This is a genomic window from Ruegeria sp. BG11 (assembly GCF_056538565.1).
This window is the reverse complement of the sequence record NZ_JBQFTH010000001.1, coordinates 294,209-315,205: the sequence shown is the minus strand read 5'-3', so window position 1 is coordinate 315,205 and position 20,997 is coordinate 294,209. Positions and strand designations below refer to the sequence as shown.

Sequence of the window (20,997 nt, the reverse complement as noted above, 5' to 3'; positions counted from 1 at the left end):
AGCACATAAGGTGCAAGCAAGCAACGAATCCGCGCGTGAAAATCCAAAGTAACACTCGGGTAACATCTTGTTATACAACTGTTAGGTGGTTTTGCTGCTATCATGGAGAGACCCTGAATGAAATCGGAGGTCTGAATGCAGCAAAGCGAAACCGAATTAATGCTGAAGGGATACGGTCTGACGACAGCGGAATTCTTCTACCATATGCCCGACTATATCCATGTCCTGAACACGTTCATCTGGCAGGAATATGATCTGGCGCCGGATCATCCGAAACTGTTCGAATTCATCGACTTTTGGCAACGAGAGATTGAGGGGCCTTTGCACTCGGTCAAGTTCACCCATCGCAAGATGATCGCGCCGGGGGAGTGGCGCAATATGGTGGGTGAGTTCCGCGTGAACTGACGCCTTATCCCGCCCGCCACGCGTAGACCGAACACCCGGTTGAGCCCGAGCTGGTGAAGCTGTTGCCATCTTCAGCCAGACGACCGCGCCATTGAACCGTGATGCCGGGGAAAAAGTCGGTGCCGCTGATCTGTTGGTCATTCACATAGATCACCGTGTTGGCTTTTTGACCCAGCGAGTCGGTGAGGCTTCCGGTGTATTTGTTGCCACCGGCATGAGAGTAGCGCACTGTTCCGGTCACTTTGACAACCACCGCGCAGGTGGCCTTGAACTGCCAGGTGCCAGCCATCGTCACACTCGCCGACACAGACGGCGCAGGGGCCGGTGTGGGGGACGGTGCAGCGACGACCTTGCAGATCGTGCCGCTTTTACCCTGCAACTCCTCCAGCGCGTGCTGAGTTCCCAAATCATCTGCCCCCAATTGCGACGCGCTCGCGTCGCGGTAGCGTGCAAAGGCCTGTCTTGTGCGTGGTCCGGCGACACCATCTGCGCCTCCGGCACTGCAGCCCAGTGCGTTCAAGGCCGATTGCGTGGCGCGCATCACTTCGCGCGAATCTGAAATGACCGGGGTGTCTGGGGCTTCGGGGGCCGGAGTGCGCTCTGTCTCGATTGGCAGCTCAACCGAGGCAAGGCTGTCGCGCAATTGCAGAGCGACCTCGTAGGAGTAGTTCTCGGACCGATCCTCATACTTCTCAAGAAATGCGTCCAGTGCGGTCACCGTTCCGACCGAGCGCGCAAGCTCTAGATCGGCGCGCATATCATCTGTTTGGGGCGTTGGTGTGGTCCGGGGAACCGTTGCGACGGCTGGGGTGAAATAGAACTCTCCCAGCAGCTCATCATAGTAGGCGGGGATTTGCGTGTGCTGAACAGTGCGGGACAGGTCGCGCACCTCGCGTCGCAAGTCCGAGACCATGCTGCGCAGCTCAAGACCCGGTTCTGACAGGCGTGGCAGCAATGCGCGGGTGAAGACCGAGTTCTGCGCGGGTTCATCATCGCTCAGGCGGTCCAGCGCCATTTGGCCGGCCCCGGCTGAAAAGATCACGAACATACCCTCAGGTGCGTTGATGCGCCCCAGGCCGCGAGTACGCCCGACACTGCGCCCCGATACGGTCTCGAACGGATTATCGCGGCAGGCGTCTATGATGGCGATTGAGGTGCGCGCACCGGTGGCGCGGACGCGGTCCAGCAGGTTCGACAGGGCGATGGATTCGGACTTCACGAAATCGGTCTCACCGGACGAGGGTGCGACGATATCGGTGGGCAGCAGGTAATTCTCTCCGTCGATCTCAACCCCGTGACCGGCAAAGAACACAAAAGCGGTGTCGCCTGCCTCCAGCCGGGCCGTGAAGTCCGCGATTTTCTGGTTCATGCCGCGCCGGTCGAGGTTCAGGCCTTGGATGGTTTCAAAACCCAGATTTTCAAGCTTGTCGGAAACCGCCTCGGCGTCAGCAACAGCTTTCTTCAGATCAACGACCGAGTTGTACTGATCATTGCCAATCACCAGCGCCAAACGCTCTTGAGCCCAAAGTGGGGCGGCGAAACATGCAAACAGAAAAAACAGAAACTTGTTCATCTCAACAACCCAAACTGGAATGATCCTGTTACATCTATATCGGAAAACCGCCGCGTCCCTCAGTGATTTGGATTACTTTTGCTGGACCAGTCGAATAAGAGGCGGTTTTCAGGTCATGCGACGGAAAAAAGACGCATAGAGGAGCATTATGATTGCGCTAACATTGGACATGACCTTAGGGGCAGGTTAAGGACAACTCATGGTTTCACGCGTCATTCCCGTCGATCCGTTCGATCTGGTCATTTTCGGCGGCACCGGAGATCTTGCGCAGCGCAAGATCCTACCCGCTTTGTTCCGCAGATTCTGCGCGGGGCAATGGCCCGAAAGCGCGCGCATCATTGCGGCTGCGCGCAGTGAGCTTTCGGCGGATGCGTTCCGGACCCTCGTGGCCAAGTCGTTGCGGAGCTATGCGCCCAGACGGTCGGACGAGGTTGAGAACCTGCAGGGTTTCCTGCAGCGTCTCGACTATGTCCGGCTTGATGCGCTTTCAACCGGCGGGTGGGATGAGCTGGCAGGCAAACTGACCCCGGACCGCGTGCGGGGGTTCTATTTCTCGGTTGGTCCCAGCCTGTTTGCCCCTCTGGCCGAACGTATCCGCGCGCATGCGCTTGCGACCAAGGATACAAGGATCGTGGTAGAGAAACCCTTTGGCCACGATCTGGACAGTGCGCGGGATTTGAATGCGACGCTGGCGGCGCATTTCGACGAAGGGCAGATCTATCGGATCGACCATTATCTGGGGAAAGAAACCGTCCAGAACCTGATGGCCGTGCGGTTTGGCAACATGCTGTTTGAGCCGCTCTGGAACAGCCAATACGTGGATCACATCCAGATCACCGTGGCCGAAACGGTCGGTGTAAAAGGGCGCGAAGACTATTACGAGCGCGCCGGAGCCATGCGCGACATGGTGCAAAACCACCTGATGCAACTGCTCTGCCTCATCGCGATGGAGCCGCCCGCCAAGTTTGATCCGGACGCTGTACGCGACGAAAAGCTCAAGGTCATCCGCGCGCTTGATCCGGTTGAGCCGCACCACATTGTACGCGGGCAGTTCGCTTCCGAGGCTGAAGGGTCAGGCTATCGTGAGGTTGTCGGCAATCCCCGCTCGACCACGGAAAGCTACGTGGCCCTGAAGGCGCATATCAGCAACTGGCGATGGGCCGGGACGCCGTTCTACCTGCGCACCGGCAAGCAGCTTGTAGCGCGCTCCTCGGTTATCAATGTGCAGTTCAAGGATGCGCCGCATTCGATTTTTGGCGAGGCAGCAGGGCGACACGCCAATGCCTTGTCCATCCGATTGCAGCCGAATGAGGGGATCACCCTGAAGGTGACCATTAAGGAGCCGGGGCAGGGCGGAATGCGTCTGATCGACGTCCCGCTCGACATGAGCTTTGCCGAAGCGCTCGGTCCCGAAAATCAAGACCCGCCCGATGCCTATGAACGGCTGATCATGGACGTAATCCGGGGCAACCAGACCCTGTTCATGCGTGGTGATGAGGTTGAGGCCGCCTGGGCCTGGACCGATCCGATCATTGCCGGATGGCAGGCGCGGGGTGATGTCCCCAAACCCTATGACAGTGGCAGCACAGGGCCGGGCGACGCCGAGCTGCTGATGAAACGAGACGGTCGCCACTGGCAAGGAATCAAGCCATGAATATTCAGGAATATGCCGACCGCGACATGTTGGCGATCGACGTGGCCAACGCACTGGCCGGAGAATTGGAGGCCGCTTTGTTGCATGACGACACGGTGGCCCTTGCAGTGCCGGGCGGAACGACCCCGGGGCCGGTTTTCGATGTCCTCTGTGCCGCAGATCTGGACTGGGCGCGGATACGCGTGCTGCCGACCGACGAACGCTGTGTGCCTGCGGACAGTGACCGCTCGAACGAGCGTCTGATCCGCGAACGTCTTCTGACCAACCGTGCCTCGGTGGCGCAATATGTACCTCTCTATGTCCCTGGGGCCGCTCCTGAGGACGCACTGCCTGAGATCGAATCATTGATCGCACCAGTGCTGCCTTTGTCGGTGCTGGTGTTGGGGATGGGTGGTGATATGCACACCGCCTCGCTGTTTCCGGGAATGCAGGGGCTGGCCGAAGCGTTGGACAGCAACGCGCCGACACTTGCCGTCGCGCGGACGGATGTGCAACCGGAACCGCGTATCACCCTGACGGCTCCGGTCCTAGATGGGGCCTTGTCGAAACATCTGATCATCTTCGGCGCCGAGAAGCGGGAAGCGCTAGAGAAGGCCATGTCTCTGCCGCCCGAAGAGGCGCCGATCGCGGCCGTTCTGGGCGGCATGACCGTGCATTGGGCGGAGTGAGCCATGCAACTGGATAGATTGAAAGCACTGGCAGCATCGCAGCAGGCGCGTATTCTCGACCTGTTCGAGGCGGACGCGGATCGTGCACAGGATTTCTCCGCCTCAACCGGCGATATGCTGTTCGACTACTCAAAAACGCAGCTCGACGGCGAGATTCGGGACGCTCTGATCCAACTATGTGACCAAGCCGATCTGGAAGCACGCCGCGAGGCGATGTTTTCTGGCCAGAAAATCAACGAGACCGAAGATCGCGCGGTGTTGCACACGGCGTTGCGAAACCTGGACGGCGACGCGGTGCAGGTCGATGGTCAGGATGTGATGCCGGATGTTTTGGACACTTTGCAGCGGATGCGTGTCTTCGCCGAGGAGGTGCGCGGAGGCACGGCAGCCGGGGCAGGGGGCAGCTTTACCGATGTGGTGAATATCGGTATCGGAGGCTCGGATCTGGGGCCAGTGATGGCGACCCATGCGCTGTCGCCCTACCATGATGGGCCGCGTCTGCACTATGTATCGAACGTCGATGGTGCGCATATCGCGGATACGTTGCGCCAGTTGGACCCGACCCGGACATTGGTGATCGTGGCCTCGAAAACATTCACGACGATTGAAACCATGACCAACGCCCGCACCGCGCGGGCATGGATGAGCGAGGGCGGAGGCGACCCTTCCAAGCAGTTTGCCGCTGTCTCAAGCGCGTTGGACAAAACACAGGTCTTCGGCATCCCAGAGGACCGCGTGTTTGGCTTCGCCGATTGGGTCGGCGGGCGGTACTCTGTCTGGGGACCTGTCGGTTTGCCGGTGATGATCGCGATTGGCTCGAATGCGTTCGATGCTTTCCTGCGGGGCGGACAGGCGATGGACCTGCATTTCCGCTCGGCCGACTGGTCCGAGAACGTGCCGGTGATGCTGGCCTTGGTCGGGATCTGGCATCGTCAGGTGCTGGGCCATGCCAGCCGAGCGGTGTTGCCCTATGACCAAAGGCTGCTGCGCTTGCCAGCCTATTTTCAGCAGCTTGAGATGGAGTCGAACGGCAAATCGGTCGCAATGGATGGCAGCGAACTGACAGTGTCGTCCGGGCCTGTTGTCTGGGGTGAGCCGGGCACAAATGGCCAGCATGCCTTCTACCAGCTGATCCATCAGGGCACCGACGTGATCCCCTGCGAATTCATGGTCGCCGCCGAAGGACATGAGCCGGAGCTGGCCCATCATCACCGCCTGCTTCTGGCCAATTGCCTCGCGCAGTCTGAGGCTTTGATGCGCGGCAGGTCTTTTGACGAAGCCAGCGCCCGAATGGCCGCCAAAGGCCTGCAGGGCGATGAACTCGACCGTCAGGCACGGCATCGGGTGTTTCCGGGCAACCGGCCTTCGACCACCTTGATCTATCCCAAACTGACGCCCTTTGTGCTGGGGCAGATCATTGCGCTTTATGAACATCGGGTGTTCGTCGAAGGCGTTCTTCTGGGCATCAATTCCTTCGATCAATGGGGCGTTGAATTGGGCAAAGAACTTGCGACCTCACTCGGGCCGATCGTGGACGGAGAAGAAAGCGCGGATGACAAGGATGGCTCGACTGCGGCCTTAGTCGCCTATGCCCTGCGTCACCGCAATTGACGTGGTGAATTGCGGCCCGGGGCAACCTCGGGCTGCAATCTTTTTATTGTCAGACAAATAATTGCTTGGCAGGGTTCTTCCCAATGAACCGTCATGATTGATCGCCCGGCCACAGACCCGCGTATCACTCAAAGCACGGAATGGCCGCCGACAGCGTGGCCTGAACAAAAAAAGGGAGGATGTCCATGCTGGGACAGATGATGACGCAGCCCTTGCTGATCTCGTCACTGATTGATCATGCCGAGCGCTACCACGGTCAGACGGAAATCGTGTCGGTCGAAACAAACAGCACCGTAACGCAAACCAATTGGTCCGAAGTGGCGCGCAATGCTCGCCGGTTGGGATCAGCGCTGACCAAGCTTGGACTGGAACCACAGGACCGCATCGGCACCCTAGCGTGGAACAACCGCCGCCACCTTGAGATCTACTATGCGACCTCGGGTGCAGGTTTCGTGTGTCACACGATCAATCCGCGCCTCTTCCCCGAGCAGCTGACCTACATCATCAACCACGCCCAGGATCGCGTTCTGTTCTTCGACGCCACCTTCATCCCTCTGGTCGCCGCGTTGCAAGAGGGGCTGGGCGAGGTTCATCACTTTGTGCTGATGGGGCCTCGTGATGAGGAAGCGGCCGCGCAGATCGACAGGCTGCAATTCTATGATGAACTGATCGAGACGGGTGATGCCGAATTCGCATGGCCGGACTTGGATGAAAACACGGCCTCCGGCCTGTGCTACACCTCGGGCACAACGGGCCATCCCAAGGGGGTGCTGTACTCACATCGCTCGACCGTATTGCATGGCTTTGCCTCGAATGCGCGAGACGTCATTGGCTATTCGGCGATGGATGTCGTGATGCCGGTGGTGCCTATGTTCCATGTCAATGCCTGGGGGTCGCCCTATGCCTGTGCCATGTCCGGCTCGCGCATGGTTTTGCCTGGGCCAGGCCTGCATGGTGAGGCGCTGGTTAACCTGATTGACACCTATGGCGTGACGGTCGCAATGGGTGTTCCAACGATCTGGCAGGGCCTTCTGGCCCACGCCGCGCAATCCGACAGCAAACTCGCCAGTCTTGAGCGTACCGTGATCGGAGGCGCCGCTTGCCCACCCTCGATGATCGAAACCTTCCGTGAGGTCTACGACGTCGACACCGTCCACGCGTGGGGCATGAGTGAGATGAGCCCGCTGGGCACAACCAATGTCCCGATTGCCAAACATCGCGACCTGTCGATCGACGAGCAGCACCGCCTGCGCGAAAGCCAGGGGCGGCCTCCCTATGGGGTTGAGCTGAAGATCGTGGATGACGATGGCAGCGACTTGCCCCATGACGGCGAAACCCAGGGCGACCTGATGGTGCGCGGCCCATGGGTGCTGGACAGCTATTTCCAGATGCAGGACGAGGCGCTTTTGCAGGACGGCTGGTTCGCCACCGGGGACGTCGCAACACTGGATGCCGACGGCTACATGACGATCCGCGACCGCTCCAAGGACATCATCAAATCAGGCGGCGAATGGATCAGCTCGGTCGAGTTGGAAAACATCGCAGTTGCCCATCCAAAACTCGCTACAGCCGCCGTGGTCGGGGTCCCGCACCCCAAATGGGATGAGCGCCCGATTCTGGTCGCCGTGAAGGCCGAGGCAGAGGAGCCGTCAGAAGAAGAATTGCTAACCTTCTTCGATGGCAAGATCGCCAAATGGCAAGTGCCGGACAAGGTTGTGTTCATCGACGCTCTGCCGTTGAACGCCACGGGTAAAGTGCTGAAACGGACCTTGCGCACGCAGTTTGCCGACGCTTTGACGGGGTAATCTGGGGAAATTGGCTCCGGCGGTAGGGATCGAACCTACGACCAATTGATTAACAGTCAACTGCTCTACCGCTGAGCTACGCCGGAACGGTTCGCGCCGTATAGCAAGCTGTTTTCACGGCGTCCAGATCATGTTGTGGGTATTTGAGAAAAATTGTCTAGCAGGCCGCTCCCGTTCAGCGCTGATCTTTTCAGATTACAGTTCAAACTCTGGTTCGTTTGACGCGAGAACGAATTGCAATTGGCTGTCACTGTTCGAAAAACGCGCAAAAAGTCCGTCAAATTAAACACACGCCGGTAAAAAAACAGCCGTTTCGTGGTTATGTTTGTTAGACTTGAAGGTTGGCGTAGCGACGCAGCACGATACGACCAATGTCTCAAAACCTCCTTCTCGACCATAGCTCTGGCGTCAACAATCATCTAGCGACAATAGAACTCAATGAGTTCAGCCTCTAAAGGCTTCTGCACATCTTTTTGCACGCCTTGACCTTGGTTTAGTTTTATTTTGTTTGTCATCTGCGGAGCGCAATATCTGGTTCAAATCACTGTCGTCTATGATACTTTTCTTTGGAGGCCAGTCAGAACGCATTGCAACAACTTGGAGACCGAATTGAACACAGCTCAGCTTAAGAAACCAGTTCTGACTATGCCAAATGACGTGCAGGAAGTACTGCGCGAGTACTATCAAAAATCTTCTGTCATTCTGGAGTATGGATCTGGGGGATCCACTGTATTGGCAGGGAGAATGGAGAACAAAAAAGTCTATAGTGTGGAAAGCGATCAATACTGGGCTCAAATGATGCAGCGGTGGTTCCAGGAAAATCCACCCAAGGCGGGTACCGAAGTCAATATTTCATGGGTGAACATTGGGAAAACAAAGAAATGGGGTTTCCCGGTAAATAGCAAGGAATCAAACCGGTTCCCCAGATACCCATTGTCAATTTGGCAAAGCGATGGATTTCAGCATCCTGACGTTGTGCTGGTGGATGGAAGGTTTCGCGTCGGCTGCGCCCTGGCAACGGCTTTTAACATCAAGCGACCGGTTACACTTTTGTTTGATGATTACCTTCATCGTCCGCGTATGCGCGCCGCCGAAGAGTTTATTAAAGCTCCGAAATTTGTCGGTCGGATGGCGATTTTTGACGTAGAGCCTTTGGAGATTCCAGTAGATCGGCTGGTTCGCGTTATTCGCTTGTTGACAACAGCTTAGTTGAATCCTTCATCCCCATGTTGTGTGGCGCTTTGGGGGCTATTCTTAATTTAAAGGTGTGAGACTACTGTGGGTTCTACCAAACGGAGGCGGTGGACTCTTTTGTCTGATTAATACCCGACGTAGCTCTAACCCAATTTGCCGGTTTCCTCACCAAAACCTGCGAAGTTCCTACGCAGAGGAAAACTAACCAACTTGCTGAGAAGATTGGCTCCGGCGGTAGGGATCGAACCTACGACCAATTGATTAACAGTCAACTGCTCTACCGCTGAGCTACGCCGGAACTGAGGGGCGTATAACAACCCCGATTTTTGACGTCCAGAGGGGAAGCGCGAGAAATCTGAATTTTTTCTCACGCTCACGAAAGTCGCCGGAAAACCGCATCTGACGCAAGCGGGCCATTGTAGGTGACTTTGGATTTTCCCGCCAAATCAATCAAATGCGCCAGGACGTTACGCTCGGCTGCGGGCAGCAGGGCCTTTGGGGTTTCGGTGTAGATACGCTCGGCCAATTGTCGGGCCGAGCCTTGTCGATCTGCCAGAGCCGCCAGAATTTGCCCTTCTCGTCCTAGCCTATGCTGAATCAACCACTCCAGCCGCTTAGCAGGGTTTTCGATGGGTGCGCCGTGACCCGAGTGAAAGACGGACCACTCGCGCTGTTGCAGCCGATAACAAGCCGCCATGAAATCGGTGAGGTCTCCGTCGGGGGGAGAGACGAGCGAACTGGCCCAACCCATCACGTGATCTGCCGTAAAGCAGATATCGCCCCAGGCCAGCGCGATATGATTGCCCAGATGACCCGGGGTGTGGATGACCTCAAGCTGCCAGTCGTCACCTGTGACGAGTTCTCCGTCCGCCAATTCGATATCCGGCCGGAACGCGGTGTCGATGCCTTCTCCGCCTTGCACCATGCCACTCAGGGCGAGGTCGGACATGACCGCACTGCGCCCGGCCTCGGGGCCTCCAAAGGCCAGAATCGGGGCACCCGTGCGGGCCGCGAGAGGGGCGGCCAGAGGCGAATGATCCAGATGGGTGTGGGTCACAAGAATATGGCTGATTCTCTGATCGTGGGACAACGCGCCCAGAATCGCCTCCAGATGCACGTTGCTCAGCGGTCCGGGGTCGATCACTGCCAGATCCCGCGTGCCCAGAAGATAGGTGTTTGTGCCCCAATACGTCATCGGCGAAGGATTCGGAGCCAGAATGCGCCGTAAACCCGGATGCAACTCCTGCGCCACGCCAGCTGGCGGGTTGAATTCGTCAGGTGCCTGCATTCTGTCCTCTTTCTCTTGTCCGGGCAGCCCGCTAGGTTTAGCGCATGTCCACACAATGGCTCAAACCCTATATGCCGCGCGGCCTGTATGTCCGGGCTGCGCTGATTCTCGTCCTGCCGGTGGTGGCCTTGCTGCTGGTGGTGGGCATCGCGTTTCTGCAAAAGCATCTGGAGGACGTGACCGCGCAAATGACGCAAGCCGCCGCGCGTGAGGTCCGACTGATCACTCAGACCATGGCCGAATCTGAGACTCGGCAACAGGCGCTGGCCGCCGTGCGTCCCGATCTAAGCGCTTTGTCGATGAAGATGCAGTTCCTCGATGCGGATGAGATGCCGGAAATCGGCCGGCGCAGGTGGTACGACTTTATAGCGCCACAGGTTGAGGCGGATCTGATGGCGGAATTGCCCGACCTTGTGGCAGTTGCCCTGCCCAGCGGGCAAGAGGCACGCCTGTATATGCCCACTCATCTGGGCCTGTTGCAGCTGACCTTTGATCGACGGCGTCTGTCCCCTGCAGCGCCGCATCAGTTGATTGTGACGATGGTTTTCTTTGCCATCATCATGACCTCGATCTCGTTTCTATACATGCGCAATCAGCTGCGTCCCATTACGCGGCTTGCGGATGCGGCGCAGGCTTTTGGTCGCGGACGGGTGGTGCCGTATTCCCCCGGCGGCGCGGTCGAGGTTCGGGCCGCGGGCAACGCTTTTCTCGACATGCGGGCGAGGATCGAGCGGCAGATGGAGCAGCGAACGTTGATGTTGTCCGGGGTCAGCCATGACCTGCGTACTCCGCTGACACGGCTGAAACTGGGCTTGTCTATGCTGCCAGAAGAAGAGGCTGCGCCGTTGCAGCAGGACGTAACCGAGATGCAATCGCTTCTGGATGCGTTCCTCGACTTTTCACGCGGTGCCGCAGAAGGCGCGCCCGAAGAGGTCGATCCCGAAGCTTTGCTGACGCAGATAGTCAGCGACGCAAAACGGGCAGGCCATCAAGCGGAACTGGTAGCAGTCGAAGGGCAGGGGACCGTGATGTTGCGGCCATCGGCCATGCGCCGGGCGGTTGAGAACCTGATCGGCAACGCCGTGCGCTATGGCAGCAAGGCGGATGTCAGCCTGACGCTTACGCCCAAATCCCTGCGTATCCGGGTCGAGGATGATGGACCGGGCATCCCGCCGGAACAGCGGACCGAGGCCGTTAAGCCCTTTTCCCGCCTGGACCCTGCACGTAATCAGAACCAAGGCAGCGGTGTTGGTCTGGGCCTTGCCATCGTGGCCGACATCGCCCGCGCCCATGGGGGCGTCTTGCGCCTTGGCAAAAGCGAGCGATTGGGCGGGCTGTGTGCCGACATCATCGTAGGGCGCTAGAGGCGTGGTGTTCTTAGGGAAAACGGCGGAATTTGGTAGGCCCGGCAGGACTTGAACCCGCAACCAAAGCGTTATGAGCGCTCTGCTCTAACCAATTGAGCTACAGGCCCGCCTGAGCGCTTTGAGTACCACGGTGATCGCCCGCGTCAAGCCTGACCGTTGCATCAAAGCGCACAATCGACTAACTCGCCCGCAAACCATTCATGAGGGATAGGCCATGACAGCGGGCAAGAACGGAATCACCTACGCCGACGCGGGTGTGGATATTGATGCAGGCAACGCTCTGGTCGACCGCATCAAGCCTGCCGCCAAACGAACCAAACGCCCCGGAGTCATGAGTGGTTTGGGCGGGTTCGGCGCGCTGTTTGACCTCAAGGCCGCTGGCTATGAAGACCCGATTCTGGTGGGGGCCACCGACGGTGTTGGCACCAAGCTGCGGATTGCGATTGATACTGGTGTTGTGGATGGCGTAGGCATTGATCTGGTCGCCATGTGCGTCAACGACCTGATCTGCCAGGGCGCTGAGCCATTGTTCTTTCTCGATTATTTCGCCACTGGCAAGCTGGACACCGATACCGCTGCGCGGATCATCGAAGGGATTGCCGAAGGCTGCGCTCAGTCGGGATGCGCCTTGATCGGTGGCGAAACTGCCGAGATGCCGGGCATGTATCCCGATGGTGATTTCGATCTGGCCGGGTTTTCGGTCGGCGCGATGGAGCGTGGTGCTGATCTACCCGACGGCGTGCAGGCCGGTGACGTTCTGCTGGGACTGGCCTCGAACGGGGTGCATTCCAACGGCTATTCTCTGGTGCGCAAACTGGTCGAGATTTCGGGCCTGGGCTGGGAGGCCGACTCGCCCTTTAGCGACGGCACGCTGGGCGAGTCGCTGCTGACGCCGACGCGGCTCTATGTGAAGCCTGCTCTGGCGGCGATCCGGGCCGGGGGTGTGCATGCGCTGGCCCATATCACCGGCGGTGGTCTGACTGAGAACCTGCCGCGTGTTCTGCCCGAAGGGCTGGGCGCTCAGATCGATCTGGACGCATGGGACCTGCCGCCCGTCTTCGGTTGGATGGCTGAAACCGGCGGCATTGCCGAAGGTGAGATGTTGAAGACCTTCAATTGCGGCATCGGCATGATCGTGGTCTGCTCCGCAGATCAGGCAAATTCGCTGACGGCTTTGCTGGCTGAGGCGGGTGAGACCGTGTCGCGCATCGGCACCGTGGCTGACAAGGCTGGCGTGGCCTATTCGGGCAAACTGTTGTGAGCCACAAGCGCGTCGCGATCCTGATTTCCGGCGGCGGGTCAAACATGGTTTCTCTGGTCGACAGCATGACCGGAGACCACCCTGCGCGCCCATGTCTGGTTCTGTCCAATGACGCGCAGGCCGGTGGTCTGGCAAAGGCGCGGGATCGCGGCATTGAAACGGCTGTGGTTGATCACCGCCCCTTTAAAGGGGATCGAGTGGCGTTTGAGGCGGAGTTACTGAAGCTGCTTGAGGCCGCGCAACCCGATATTGTATGTCTGGCCGGGTTCATGCGGGTCCTGACCGGCGATTTCGTCTCGCGCTTTCAGGGGCGGATGCTGAACATTCACCCCTCGCTGCTGCCGAAATACAAAGGCCTGCACACCCATGCCCGCGCGATCGAAGCCGGTGACGCCGAACACGGCTGCACCGTGCATGAGGTCACCGCGGCGCTGGATGATGGCCCAATTCTGGGGCAGGCGCGGGTCGCCATTGCACCCGAGGACACCCCCGACAGCCTGGCCGCCAAAGTGCTGGTTTATGAGCATCAGCTCTACCCGTCAGTGCTGCGGCGGTATGCGGAAGGCAACAGGTCCGTTCTTATGCTGCCCTGATCGCCCTTGGGTGATTTACACCCGGCGGAAATTCGTCCTATGGTCGCCGATAACGCTCGGGACGGTAGAAAAACGGGCAGTCACACAAAGAACAAGAATAGTACGGCGCATGAGAACTCTGACAACGACGCAAGAGCTGGCTGATTTCTGCTCGGCTGCTGCTGCTTTTCCCTATGTCACTGTAGATACCGAATTTCTGCGCGAGCGGACCTACTATTCAAAACTGTGTCTGGTGCAGCTTGCCGTCCCTTCTGAGGATGAAGACAGCGCCGTTCTCGTCGACCCGTTGGCCGATGGTATCTCTCTTGAGCCGCTCTATGAACTGTTCCGGAATGAGGGCGTGGTCAAGGTGTTCCACGCCGCACGTCAGGACCTTGAGATCTTCTGGGTCGATGCGCATGTGTTCCCAACCCCGCTGTTTGACACGCAGGTTGCCGCGATGGTCTGCGGCTTTGGTGAACAGGTCGGCTACGAGACGCTGGTGCGCAAGATCTGCAAGCAAGGGGTGGATAAAACTTCGCGCTTTACCGACTGGTCGCGGCGTCCTCTGACAGATGCGCAAAAGACATATGCGCTGGCCGATGTGACCCATCTGCGCAAGATCTACGAACATCTCGCGGCCGAACTTGAGAAGACCAAGCGCAGCCATTGGGTGTCCGAGGAACTGCGGATCCTGACCCAACCCGGCACCTATGACATCCGGCCCGAGGATGCGTGGAAGCGTGTTAAAACGCGGACGAACTCGGCCAAGTTTCTGGCAGTTGTGCGGGAGTTGGCACAGTTCCGAGAATCTCACGCGCAGTACAACAACATCCCGCGCAACCGCGTGTTCAAGGATGACGCGCTGATCGAGCTGGCCTCGACCAAACCCAAAACGCCGTCGGACCTTGGCGGCTCGCGCCTGCTGCTGCGAGAAGCGCGCAAAGGGGCGATTGCGGAAGGCATTCTGGCGGCCGTTAAGAAGGGTGTGAACTGTCCACCTGAACAGCTGCCCAAGGTCGACACGAGCCGCGACAAACTAAAGGTTAACCCAGCGCTGGCCGATCTGTTGCGGGTGCTGCTGAAATCGAAAACCGAAAGCTCGGGCGTGGCGGCAAAGCTGATCGCCACCAGTGCAGAACTGGACCAGATCGCAGCGGGCGAGCGTGGCCTTCCCTCCATGACCGGCTGGAGGTTCGAGGTGTTCGGTGAGGATGCTTTGAAGCTGTGCGAAGGCAAGATCGCACTAGCCGCAAAGGGGCAAGACGTGAAGGTCGTACCCCTCTGACCGCTTAGCGGCGACGCGATTCCAAGGCGTTTTGCTGCCCAACGACGCGGACCAGACGGATGCCTTCTAGCTCTTGCCGGGAGACATTGATGGCGTCTGAGACCATGCGCGAACGCTCTGTACCCTGCGCAGTCTGCGCCTTGGGGTAATTCACGAGGAAGGTGAACTCCATCACGCCGTTCTTCTGATTTTCCTCCGAATTCACGGGCACCAGACGGGCGTTGAACGCGCCTTGGCGTTGCGCCGTGCCCGAAGAATAGACAATCGCTCCGGTCGGTGTTGCGTCGATCCGCAGTTCGTCAATTTTTGCAATTGGAACACTGGTGTCTTCTTCTATGGGACGGTCAAAAAGGCCGATGCCATCGCTTTGTCTTGGCACCAGCGCATAGGCCTCGTCTACCGGGGCTGTTTCGACTGGGGCGGGCTGGCTGGATCCGAACCAGTTCGACGGGTTCGCTCGAGAATTGCGCCAGCTGTTGCAGGCAGACAGGGTCAACGCGGCGATGATAAGAAGAGACAGTGATTTTTGCATGGACCCACGGCTTTAACAGTCATTCACGCAATGGGTTAGCGCAATTTCCTTGCCTTGAAAAGCCACGGCGAGGGCTGGACAGGTGGCTATCGTCGGCATAGGTCACAATTGTGAATGAAACAGAAGGACCGCCGCGCCATGGCAACGCCCGCCTTTGAAGAAATTGTCGAAGACTTCGAGTTCCTCGAAGATTGGGAGGACCGCTATCGCCATGTGATCGAGCAGGGCAAAGCGATGGAGCCGCTGGACGATGCGCTCAAAGTTCCAGCCACCAAAGTGGACGGTTGCGCCAGCCAGGTGTGGCTGCACCCTATGATCGATGGCGGCGTGTTTCGTTTCGATGGGGATAGCGATGCGCTGATCGTTCGTGGTCTGATTGCGGTTTTACGTCTTCTTTACAACGGCTTGCCGGTTGCTGAGGTGATCAAGGTCGACGCCGGCGGAGAGTTGGCGCGGCTGGGCCTGAATGACCACTTGTCCGCTCAGCGGTCGAACGGTCTGAGGGCGATGATCGAACGCATCCGCGAAGTCGCGCAGGAAAAAGCGTAGCGTCAGCGCGTTCTAGTCGCCCAATCGGTTAGCGTGGTTTCCAGATCGCCATAGCCGGTCAAGCGGCGCTCAAAATCCAGTCCCATACGCTCGGCACATTCCTGCGCGCGCGCCGTTAGCGCGGGATCATCCGTTTGGGCCTGATAGACCAGTTTGGTGTAGTTCCCGAAATACATGTCTCGCAGCTGGGGATGGCGATCCAAACCCAGCGGTTTCCAGACAAATGCGTCGAACTGCCGGGCCAGAAAATCGGTAAGGTAAAAGGCGGTTGTCTCGTCCTCGCCCTGTGCGGCAAAGGCTTCATTCCCTTCGAAGAACGAATAGCAATGCGGGCCCATGACCATCTCGACACCAAGCCGGTCGCAGGCCTGCTGTAGCAGGCCACCGGTGCCGCAATCCGCGTAGACGACGAAGACCTGATCATACTGCTCACGATGCTTGGCAATCGCATCTTCAACGGCCTGAGTGATCTTCTCAGGGTGGACATGAAGGATCGCGGGTAGGCAGGTCAGGTCCATATGGTCCCAGCCGTTGCGGTTCTTGAGGTCCAGAATCTCGCGCGCCAAGGCCCCGCAGGCCAGCAAAAGGATACGCCCCTTGCCGGTTTCGTCATATCCATCGGTCGTTAGACGGGCGTCATCGGGATGCTGGTTCTGTGACATTCCGGAGTCCTCTGGCTGGCTGGTCCGGGTGATTTTGCCCGAAAACGCGGCTTGAAACAAAAAGGCCGCCCGAAATCGAGCGGCCCTTTCAGAACAGAAACGGTGTTCTTATCCCGCCAGCTGGTTGTGCTTGCGCGAGACGAATTCCTTGGCCGTCTCAACAGCCACAGCCGCGTCACGGCAATATGCATCAGCGCCGATGGCTTTGCCGAACTCTTCGTTCAGTGGCGCGCCGCCGACCAGAACGATGTAGTCATCGCGAACGCCTTGCTCGACCAGCGTGTCGATCACAACCTTCATGTAAGGCATGGTCGTGGTCAGCAGGGCCGACATGCCCAGGATGTCGGGCTGTTCGTTTTCCAGCGCTTCCAGGTAGTTTTCGACCGGGTTGTTGATGCCGATGTCGACAACTTCGAAGCCAGCGCCTTCCATCATCATCGAAACAAGGTTCTTGCCGATGTCGTGGATGTCGCCCTTCACGGTGCCGATGACCATCTTGCCCACGCGCGGTGCGCCAGTTTCAGCCAGCAGAGGCTTCAGGATCGCCATACCGCCCTTCATGGCGTTGGCGGCCAGCAGAACTTCGGGGACGAACAGGATGCCGTCGCGGAAGTCGTGGCCAACCACGGTCATGCCGCCGACCAGAGCTTTGGTCAGGATGTCGTAGGGGGTCCAGCCGCGCTCGAGAAGGATGTTGGTGCCTTCTTCGATCTCTTCTTTCAGGCCGTCGTAGAGATCGTCGAACATCTGTTCAACAAGCTCTTCGTCGTTCAGTTCGGACAGGATGATGTCTTCTTCGTCGGACATGGGGTGTTTTCCTGAGCTGTGCGGACCCTTGGTCCGGGGTGGCATTTTTTTCGTTTTGGCCAAAACGTCGCAGATTTACTGTGACGATTGCGACCTCGGCGGTTTCGGGACCGACGTTTATGTCAAAAATCGGCATCGGGCGACAGAATAATATGCATGATCATCCTGTGTCTGGCTCAGGTTAGCTAAAACAGGGGGTGGTTGCCTCGCGTTCAGTATTCGCTTACCTATAGTATGAGAACGTATGGTGAACAAATGCAACCTCAAACCAATATCCGCGCTCGGGGGACCGCATCCAACGACGCGGGTCGCTTTGAAAAACTTGCCACGGTCCAAACGGATGACGGCTGGGACATCGAAGAAGACCAACCGCTTCTGAGGACCGAGGTCCGGGACGAGGTGGCGCGCAGTGTGATCACCTATAATCGCTCTCCCGACCTGCCGTTCGACCGCTCGATCAACCCGTATCGGGGGTGCGAACATGGCTGCGTTTATTGCTTTGCGCGGCCCAGTCATGCCTACCTTGGACTGTCGGCAGGGCTGGATTTTGAGACCCGTTTGACCGCGCGTGGCAATGCAGCCGAGGTACTGCGCAAGGAATTGTCCGCACGGTCCTACAAAGTCGCGCCGATTGCCTTGGGCACCAACACCGACCCTTATCAACCCGTTGAAAAAGAACGCGGGATCACGCGGGCCTGTCTTGAGGTTCTGAGGGATTTCAACCACCCCGTAGCGATCGTGACCAAAGGGACCCTGATCGAGAGGGATCTGGATATTCTTGCCCCCATGGCCGCGCAGGGTCTAGTTCGGGTCGGGATATCCCTAACAACCTTGGACGCGGGCCTCTCTCGCCGGATGGAGCCGCGCGCGCCGTCTCCCAAACGGCGGCTGGAGGTCATTCGACGTCTCACCGGGGCAGGGGTGCCGGTGCGGGTAATGACCTCGCCCGTTGTGCCCGGGCTAACCGATCATGAACTGGAGGCTCTGCTGGAGGCCGGGCATGAGGCCGGTGCCGACACCGCGAGCTGGATCATGTTGCGCCTACCCCGAGAGGTTTCGGTGCTGTGGCAGGACTGGCTGGCCGAACATGAACCCGCGCGGGCCGAAAAGGTCATGACGCGGCTGCGCGAGATGCATGGAGGTCGCGACTATGACCCGCGCTGGGGTCACCGGATGCGGGGAGAAGGCGAGTATGCCGAATTGATCTCAAAGCGCTTCAAGGTAGCCGTTAAACGTTTGGGCCTGAAGGTGAAGTCCGACGAACTGCGTCGCGATCTTTTCGCAAAACCTGCGCAGCCGGGCGATCAGATGAGCCTGTTTTAGGTCGCGCGTCAGAAACTGATACCGATCCCGGCTGTGAACCCGTTGACCGTGTCGCTGCCATAGTAGCGGACCATGATCCGTGTGGTACTCACCCATGGCACCCAGGTGTCGGACAGATCAACCTCGATCCCGCCGCCGACGCGGGCCAGCCAATCTGTGCCCAGAACAATCGACTGATCCCCGGCCAGGTAAGAGATAGACAGATCCCCGACCCAACGTACCGGTCGGCCAAACATCCGACCGCCTGTCGGAAACCGGTACCGTGACCAAAGCACTGCATTTGCAGCCGTCGATTGCACGAGGAGGTCTTCGTCGTCACCAATGGGCCAGTATTCGATATGCGTGTAGCGAAGGCTCATCTCGAACTCTCGGTCATTGGTCAGAGGGCGTGCGTAATCCAGCGTCAGCGAACCGCCCGCACCTCCGGCCCAGAGACCGCCGCTTTCGAGGAAATCAGCTTCTATGCCAAGCCGCTCGGCGATCACTTGAGCGGCGACTGACGTGTCAGATTGGGTGCGCCCGATCGAGATATGCGCCATGGGCGTCAGTTTCCAACGCTCTCCCAAGTCGAACTGGTAGCCGATACCGCCTGTTACAGCGGCGCTTGTCCATTTGAGTGGCAACGTGGTGGTTTCGCCGGAGCCAGAAAAGAAGAGAACCGGATCATAGCGTGCGTATCCGATATAGCCTTCAAGGTAGATGGGCACGCCTTCGCTCAGTCGAAAGCCACCGCCCAATTGCGCGGATTTGAAATCATACTCGCGGTTTCCCGTGTTCGATTGGAGTGAGATCGCACTGGCCGAGTCATCAGGGATGCCAGCAAGGCCCAAAATTGCCAGAGAACCCGCCGCGTTTTCGCGCTGGATCTGTTTGAAAATGTCCTCAAGAATACCTTGCGCCAATCCAGAGGCTGGAAACGCAAAGAACGCCAGAAAGGCCATTTGAAGGATCCGACATACCATCGCAACACAGGGTTTCTACAATTTCACGAGACCATATCCATGGTTTTAGGCTGAAAGAAGCAGGCGCAAAAACCGCCGGGGCAAGTGACGCAGCGCTACAACAACTCAGGATCAAAAAAGGCCCCGGAGAACGTCCGGAGCCCTGGTTCTGTTCGATCTGTTGAGCGTTTCAGCGCTTTTCGATATCCACGTAGTCGCGGAGTGTTTCGCCCAGATACAGCTGACGCGGGCGTCCAATCTTGTTCTGAGGATCGGCGATCATTTCTTTCCACTGGCTGACCCAGCCAACTGTGCGCGACAGGGCGAAGATCGGTGTGAACATCGAGGTTGGGAAGCCCATCGCTTCGAGGATGATGCCCGAATAGAAGTCCACGTTCGGGAACAGCTTCTTCTCGGCGAAGTACGGATCTTCCAGAGCCTGTTTTTCCAGCGCTTTGGCGACCTGAAGCTTGGGGTTGTTTTCGACACCCAGCAGATCCAGCACTTCGTCAGCCGATTGCTTCATCACCTTCGCACGCGGATCGAAGTTTTTGTAAACCCGGTGGCCGAATCCCATCAGACGGAACGGATCATTCTTGTCCTTCGCGCGGGCGATGTATTCGGGAATACGATCGACGGTGCCGATCTCTTCCAGCATCTCAAGACAGGCTTGGTTCGCACCACCATGCGCCGGACCCCAGAGGCAGGCGATACCGGCAGCGATACAGGCAAACGGGTTCGCGCCCGAAGACGATGCCAGACGCACGGTCGAGGTAGAGGCGTTCTGTTCGTGATCGGCGTGCAAGGTAAAGATACGGTCCATCGCACGGCTGAGGATCGGGTTGACCTCATATTCTTCGGCCGGAACGCTGAAGCACATGCGCAAGAAGTTCGACGCATAGTCCAGATCGTTGCGCGGATACACGAAGGGCTGGCCCGTGTGATACTTGTAGGCCCAGGCCGCAATTGTCGGCATCTTGGCGATCAGGCGGTGCGAGGCGACCTCGCGCTGATGCGGGTCCGAGATATCGGTCGAATCGTGATAGAAGGCCGACATCGCGCCGACGACACCAACCATGATGGCCATCGGATGCGCGTCGCGACGGAAGCCGCGGTAAAAATACTGCATCTGCTCGTGCAGCATCGTGTGACGCGTGATCGTGGATTCGAATGTTTCGAGATCTTTTGCGACCGGCAGCTCTCCGTAAAGGAGCAGGTAACAGACTTCGAGGAAGTGCGACTTCTCGGCCAGCTGATCAATCGGGTAGCCGCGGTGCAGCAGCTCACCTTTGTCGCCGTCGATATAGGTGATGGTGCTGTCGCAGCTGGCGGTCGAGGTAAAGCCGGGATCGTAGGTGAACACACCTGCCTGACCGTAAAGCTTGCGAATATCGACAACATCAGGCCCAGCAGTTGGAGAGTGAACGGGCAACTCATACTCTTTGCCATGGACGGTCAGAGTTGCTGTCTTATTGCTATCAGTCATGGTTGTCCCTT

19 protein-coding genes and 3 tRNA genes are annotated in these 20,997 nt (G+C 58.3%); 12 read left to right on the top strand and 10 right to left on the bottom strand.

Annotated features, from left to right (window positions below; genetic code table 11):
* Window positions 1-135 precede the first annotated feature (135 nt).
* Window positions 136-405 carry an usg protein gene (locus tag ACR0JF_RS01610; protein WP_170373832.1) on the top strand — a complete coding sequence of 90 codons (270 nt, stop codon included), beginning with the start codon at window positions 136-138 and terminating at the stop codon, window positions 403-405.
* Between the two features lie 4 nt (window positions 406-409).
* Here the strand turns inward: ACR0JF_RS01610 and ACR0JF_RS01605 are convergent, their stop codons facing one another.
* Window positions 410-1,978 (bottom strand): caspase family protein, encoded by a 1,569-nt coding sequence (locus ACR0JF_RS01605; protein WP_170659656.1) that lies wholly within the window; start codon window positions 1,976-1,978, stop codon window positions 410-412.
* A gap of 199 nt (window positions 1,979-2,177) precedes the next feature.
* Here ACR0JF_RS01605 and zwf point away from each other — a divergent pair, with 199 nt between their 5' ends.
* The 4 genes from zwf (at window position 2,178) to ACR0JF_RS01585 (ending at window position 7,716) form a co-directional block, all read left to right on the top strand.
* Window positions 2,178-3,632 carry a glucose-6-phosphate dehydrogenase gene (gene zwf / locus ACR0JF_RS01600; RefSeq protein WP_170659655.1) on the top strand — a complete coding sequence of 485 codons (1,455 nt, stop codon included), beginning with the start codon at window positions 2,178-2,180 and terminating at the stop codon, window positions 3,630-3,632.
* The gene (gene pgl / locus ACR0JF_RS01595; protein ID WP_170659654.1) at window positions 3,629-4,300 is read left to right on the top strand and encodes a 6-phosphogluconolactonase; all 672 of its coding nucleotides are present in this window, start codon (window positions 3,629-3,631) and stop codon (window positions 4,298-4,300) included. The genes zwf and pgl overlap by 4 nt, the downstream gene beginning before the upstream one ends.
* Window positions 4,301-4,303: 3 nt before the next feature.
* A complete protein-coding gene (pgi, locus tag ACR0JF_RS01590; protein WP_170659653.1) occupies window positions 4,304-5,911 on the top strand; it encodes a glucose-6-phosphate isomerase in 1,608 nt (535 codons plus the stop codon).
* Window positions 5,912-6,096: 185 nt separating this feature from the next.
* Window positions 6,097-7,716 (top strand): long-chain-fatty-acid--CoA ligase, encoded by a 1,620-nt coding sequence (locus tag ACR0JF_RS01585; protein WP_170659652.1) that lies wholly within the window; start codon window positions 6,097-6,099, stop codon window positions 7,714-7,716.
* A gap of 11 nt (window positions 7,717-7,727) precedes the next feature.
* Here ACR0JF_RS01585 and ACR0JF_RS01580 read toward each other — a convergent pair.
* A tRNA-Asn gene (locus ACR0JF_RS01580) sits at window positions 7,728-7,802 on the bottom strand.
* Window positions 7,803-8,325: 523 nt separating this feature from the next.
* On the opposite strand from ACR0JF_RS01580, the gene ACR0JF_RS01575 reads away from it, so the two are divergent.
* Window positions 8,326-8,925 (top strand): hypothetical protein, encoded by a 600-nt coding sequence (locus ACR0JF_RS01575; RefSeq protein ID WP_480668861.1) that lies wholly within the window; start codon window positions 8,326-8,328, stop codon window positions 8,923-8,925.
* A gap of 208 nt (window positions 8,926-9,133) precedes the next feature.
* On the opposite strand, the gene ACR0JF_RS01570 is transcribed toward ACR0JF_RS01575, so the two are convergent.
* Both ACR0JF_RS01570 and ACR0JF_RS01565 read right to left on the bottom strand, forming a co-directional pair.
* A tRNA-Asn gene (locus ACR0JF_RS01570) sits at window positions 9,134-9,208 on the bottom strand.
* A gap of 75 nt (window positions 9,209-9,283) precedes the next feature.
* Window positions 9,284-10,198, bottom strand: a complete 915-nt coding sequence (locus ACR0JF_RS01565; protein WP_170659650.1) for an MBL fold metallo-hydrolase — start codon at window positions 10,196-10,198, stop codon at window positions 9,284-9,286.
* A gap of 44 nt (window positions 10,199-10,242) precedes the next feature.
* On the opposite strand from ACR0JF_RS01565, the gene ACR0JF_RS01560 reads away from it, so the two are divergent.
* On the top strand, window positions 10,243-11,562 hold the full coding sequence (locus tag ACR0JF_RS01560) for an ATP-binding protein (protein ID WP_170747530.1): 1,320 nt from the start codon (window positions 10,243-10,245) through the stop codon (window positions 11,560-11,562).
* Between the two features lie 33 nt (window positions 11,563-11,595).
* On the opposite strand, the gene ACR0JF_RS01555 is transcribed toward ACR0JF_RS01560, so the two are convergent.
* Window positions 11,596-11,672: transfer RNA gene (locus ACR0JF_RS01555), tRNA-Ile, on the bottom strand.
* 107 nt (window positions 11,673-11,779) lie between these two features.
* On the opposite strand from ACR0JF_RS01555, the gene purM reads away from it, so the two are divergent.
* The 3 genes from purM to rnd all read left to right on the top strand — a co-directional run bounded on the left by purM (window position 11,780) and on the right by rnd (window position 14,686).
* On the top strand, window positions 11,780-12,826 hold the full coding sequence (gene purM / locus ACR0JF_RS01550; protein WP_170659648.1) for a phosphoribosylformylglycinamidine cyclo-ligase: 1,047 nt from the start codon (window positions 11,780-11,782) through the stop codon (window positions 12,824-12,826).
* The gene (gene purN / locus ACR0JF_RS01545; protein WP_170659647.1) at window positions 12,823-13,419 is read left to right on the top strand and encodes a phosphoribosylglycinamide formyltransferase; all 597 of its coding nucleotides are present in this window, start codon (window positions 12,823-12,825) and stop codon (window positions 13,417-13,419) included. The genes purM and purN overlap by 4 nt, the downstream gene beginning before the upstream one ends.
* 109 nt (window positions 13,420-13,528) lie before the next feature.
* On the top strand, window positions 13,529-14,686 hold the full coding sequence (gene rnd / locus ACR0JF_RS01540; RefSeq protein ID WP_170659646.1) for a ribonuclease D: 1,158 nt from the start codon (window positions 13,529-13,531) through the stop codon (window positions 14,684-14,686).
* Between the two features lie 4 nt (window positions 14,687-14,690).
* On the opposite strand, the gene ACR0JF_RS01535 is transcribed toward rnd, so the two are convergent.
* Window positions 14,691-15,218 carry a hypothetical protein gene (locus ACR0JF_RS01535; protein ID WP_170466753.1) on the bottom strand — a complete coding sequence of 176 codons (528 nt, stop codon included), beginning with the start codon at window positions 15,216-15,218 and terminating at the stop codon, window positions 14,691-14,693.
* Between the two features lie 138 nt (window positions 15,219-15,356).
* Between ACR0JF_RS01535 and ACR0JF_RS01530 the strand changes: the two genes are divergently transcribed.
* A complete protein-coding gene (locus ACR0JF_RS01530; RefSeq protein ID WP_170659781.1) occupies window positions 15,357-15,767 on the top strand; it encodes a SufE family protein in 411 nt (136 codons plus the stop codon).
* A 2-nt stretch (window positions 15,768-15,769) separates the two neighbouring features.
* Here the strand turns inward: ACR0JF_RS01530 and ACR0JF_RS01525 are convergent, their stop codons facing one another.
* Together ACR0JF_RS01525 and ACR0JF_RS01520 are read right to left on the bottom strand one after the other, a co-directional pair.
* On the bottom strand, window positions 15,770-16,429 hold the full coding sequence (locus ACR0JF_RS01525; protein ID WP_170659645.1) for a DUF1638 domain-containing protein: 660 nt from the start codon (window positions 16,427-16,429) through the stop codon (window positions 15,770-15,772).
* A 108-nt stretch (window positions 16,430-16,537) separates the two neighbouring features.
* Window positions 16,538-17,236 carry a cobalamin B12-binding domain-containing protein gene (locus ACR0JF_RS01520; RefSeq protein ID WP_170659644.1) on the bottom strand — a complete coding sequence of 233 codons (699 nt, stop codon included), beginning with the start codon at window positions 17,234-17,236 and terminating at the stop codon, window positions 16,538-16,540.
* Window positions 17,237-17,491: 255 nt separating this feature from the next.
* Here ACR0JF_RS01520 and ACR0JF_RS01515 point away from each other — a divergent pair, with 255 nt between their 5' ends.
* On the top strand, window positions 17,492-18,559 hold the full coding sequence (locus ACR0JF_RS01515) for a PA0069 family radical SAM protein (RefSeq protein WP_170659643.1): 1,068 nt from the start codon (window positions 17,492-17,494) through the stop codon (window positions 18,557-18,559).
* An 8-nt stretch (window positions 18,560-18,567) separates the two neighbouring features.
* Here ACR0JF_RS01515 and ACR0JF_RS01510 read toward each other — a convergent pair whose 3' ends face one another.
* Window positions 18,568-19,500: an autotransporter domain-containing protein gene (locus tag ACR0JF_RS01510; RefSeq protein WP_170659642.1), complete on the bottom strand. Its 933-nt coding sequence runs from the start codon at window positions 19,498-19,500 to the stop codon at window positions 18,568-18,570.
* Window positions 19,501-19,690: 190 nt separating this feature from the next.
* Window positions 19,691-20,986 (bottom strand): citrate synthase, encoded by a 1,296-nt coding sequence (gltA, locus tag ACR0JF_RS01505; protein WP_170373816.1) that lies wholly within the window; start codon window positions 20,984-20,986, stop codon window positions 19,691-19,693.
* Window positions 20,987-20,997: the final 11 nt, after the last annotated feature.

Coding starts and splice junctions, on each gene's coding strand:
- ACR0JF_RS01525 (WP_170659645.1), bottom strand. CDS start 16,429: ATGTCACAGAACCAGCATCCCGATGACGCCCGTCTAACGACCGATGGA.
- ACR0JF_RS01610 (WP_170373832.1), top strand. CDS start 136: ATGCAGCAAAGCGAAACCGAATTAATGCTGAAGGGATACGGTCTGACG.
- ACR0JF_RS01560 (WP_170747530.1), top strand. CDS start 10,243: ATGTCCACACAATGGCTCAAACCCTATATGCCGCGCGGCCTGTATGTC.
- rnd (WP_170659646.1), top strand. CDS start 13,529: ATGAGAACTCTGACAACGACGCAAGAGCTGGCTGATTTCTGCTCGGCT.
- pgi (WP_170659653.1), top strand. CDS start 4,304: ATGCAACTGGATAGATTGAAAGCACTGGCAGCATCGCAGCAGGCGCGT.
- ACR0JF_RS01535 (WP_170466753.1), bottom strand. CDS start 15,218: ATGCAAAAATCACTGTCTCTTCTTATCATCGCCGCGTTGACCCTGTCT.
- ACR0JF_RS01515 (WP_170659643.1), top strand. CDS start 17,492: ATGCAACCTCAAACCAATATCCGCGCTCGGGGGACCGCATCCAACGAC.
- ACR0JF_RS01605 (WP_170659656.1), bottom strand. CDS start 1,978: ATGAACAAGTTTCTGTTTTTTCTGTTTGCATGTTTCGCCGCCCCACTT.
- gltA (WP_170373816.1), bottom strand. CDS start 20,986: ATGACTGATAGCAATAAGACAGCAACTCTGACCGTCCATGGCAAAGAG.
- purM (WP_170659648.1), top strand. CDS start 11,780: ATGACAGCGGGCAAGAACGGAATCACCTACGCCGACGCGGGTGTGGAT.
- ACR0JF_RS01565 (WP_170659650.1), bottom strand. CDS start 10,198: ATGCAGGCACCTGACGAATTCAACCCGCCAGCTGGCGTGGCGCAGGAG.
- ACR0JF_RS01510 (WP_170659642.1), bottom strand. CDS start 19,500: ATGGCCTTTCTGGCGTTCTTTGCGTTTCCAGCCTCTGGATTGGCGCAA.
- pgl (WP_170659654.1), top strand. CDS start 3,629: ATGAATATTCAGGAATATGCCGACCGCGACATGTTGGCGATCGACGTG.
- ACR0JF_RS01585 (WP_170659652.1), top strand. CDS start 6,097: ATGCTGGGACAGATGATGACGCAGCCCTTGCTGATCTCGTCACTGATT.
- ACR0JF_RS01530 (WP_170659781.1), top strand. CDS start 15,357: ATGGCAACGCCCGCCTTTGAAGAAATTGTCGAAGACTTCGAGTTCCTC.
- ACR0JF_RS01520 (WP_170659644.1), bottom strand. CDS start 17,236: ATGTCCGACGAAGAAGACATCATCCTGTCCGAACTGAACGACGAAGAG.
- zwf (WP_170659655.1), top strand. CDS start 2,178: ATGGTTTCACGCGTCATTCCCGTCGATCCGTTCGATCTGGTCATTTTC.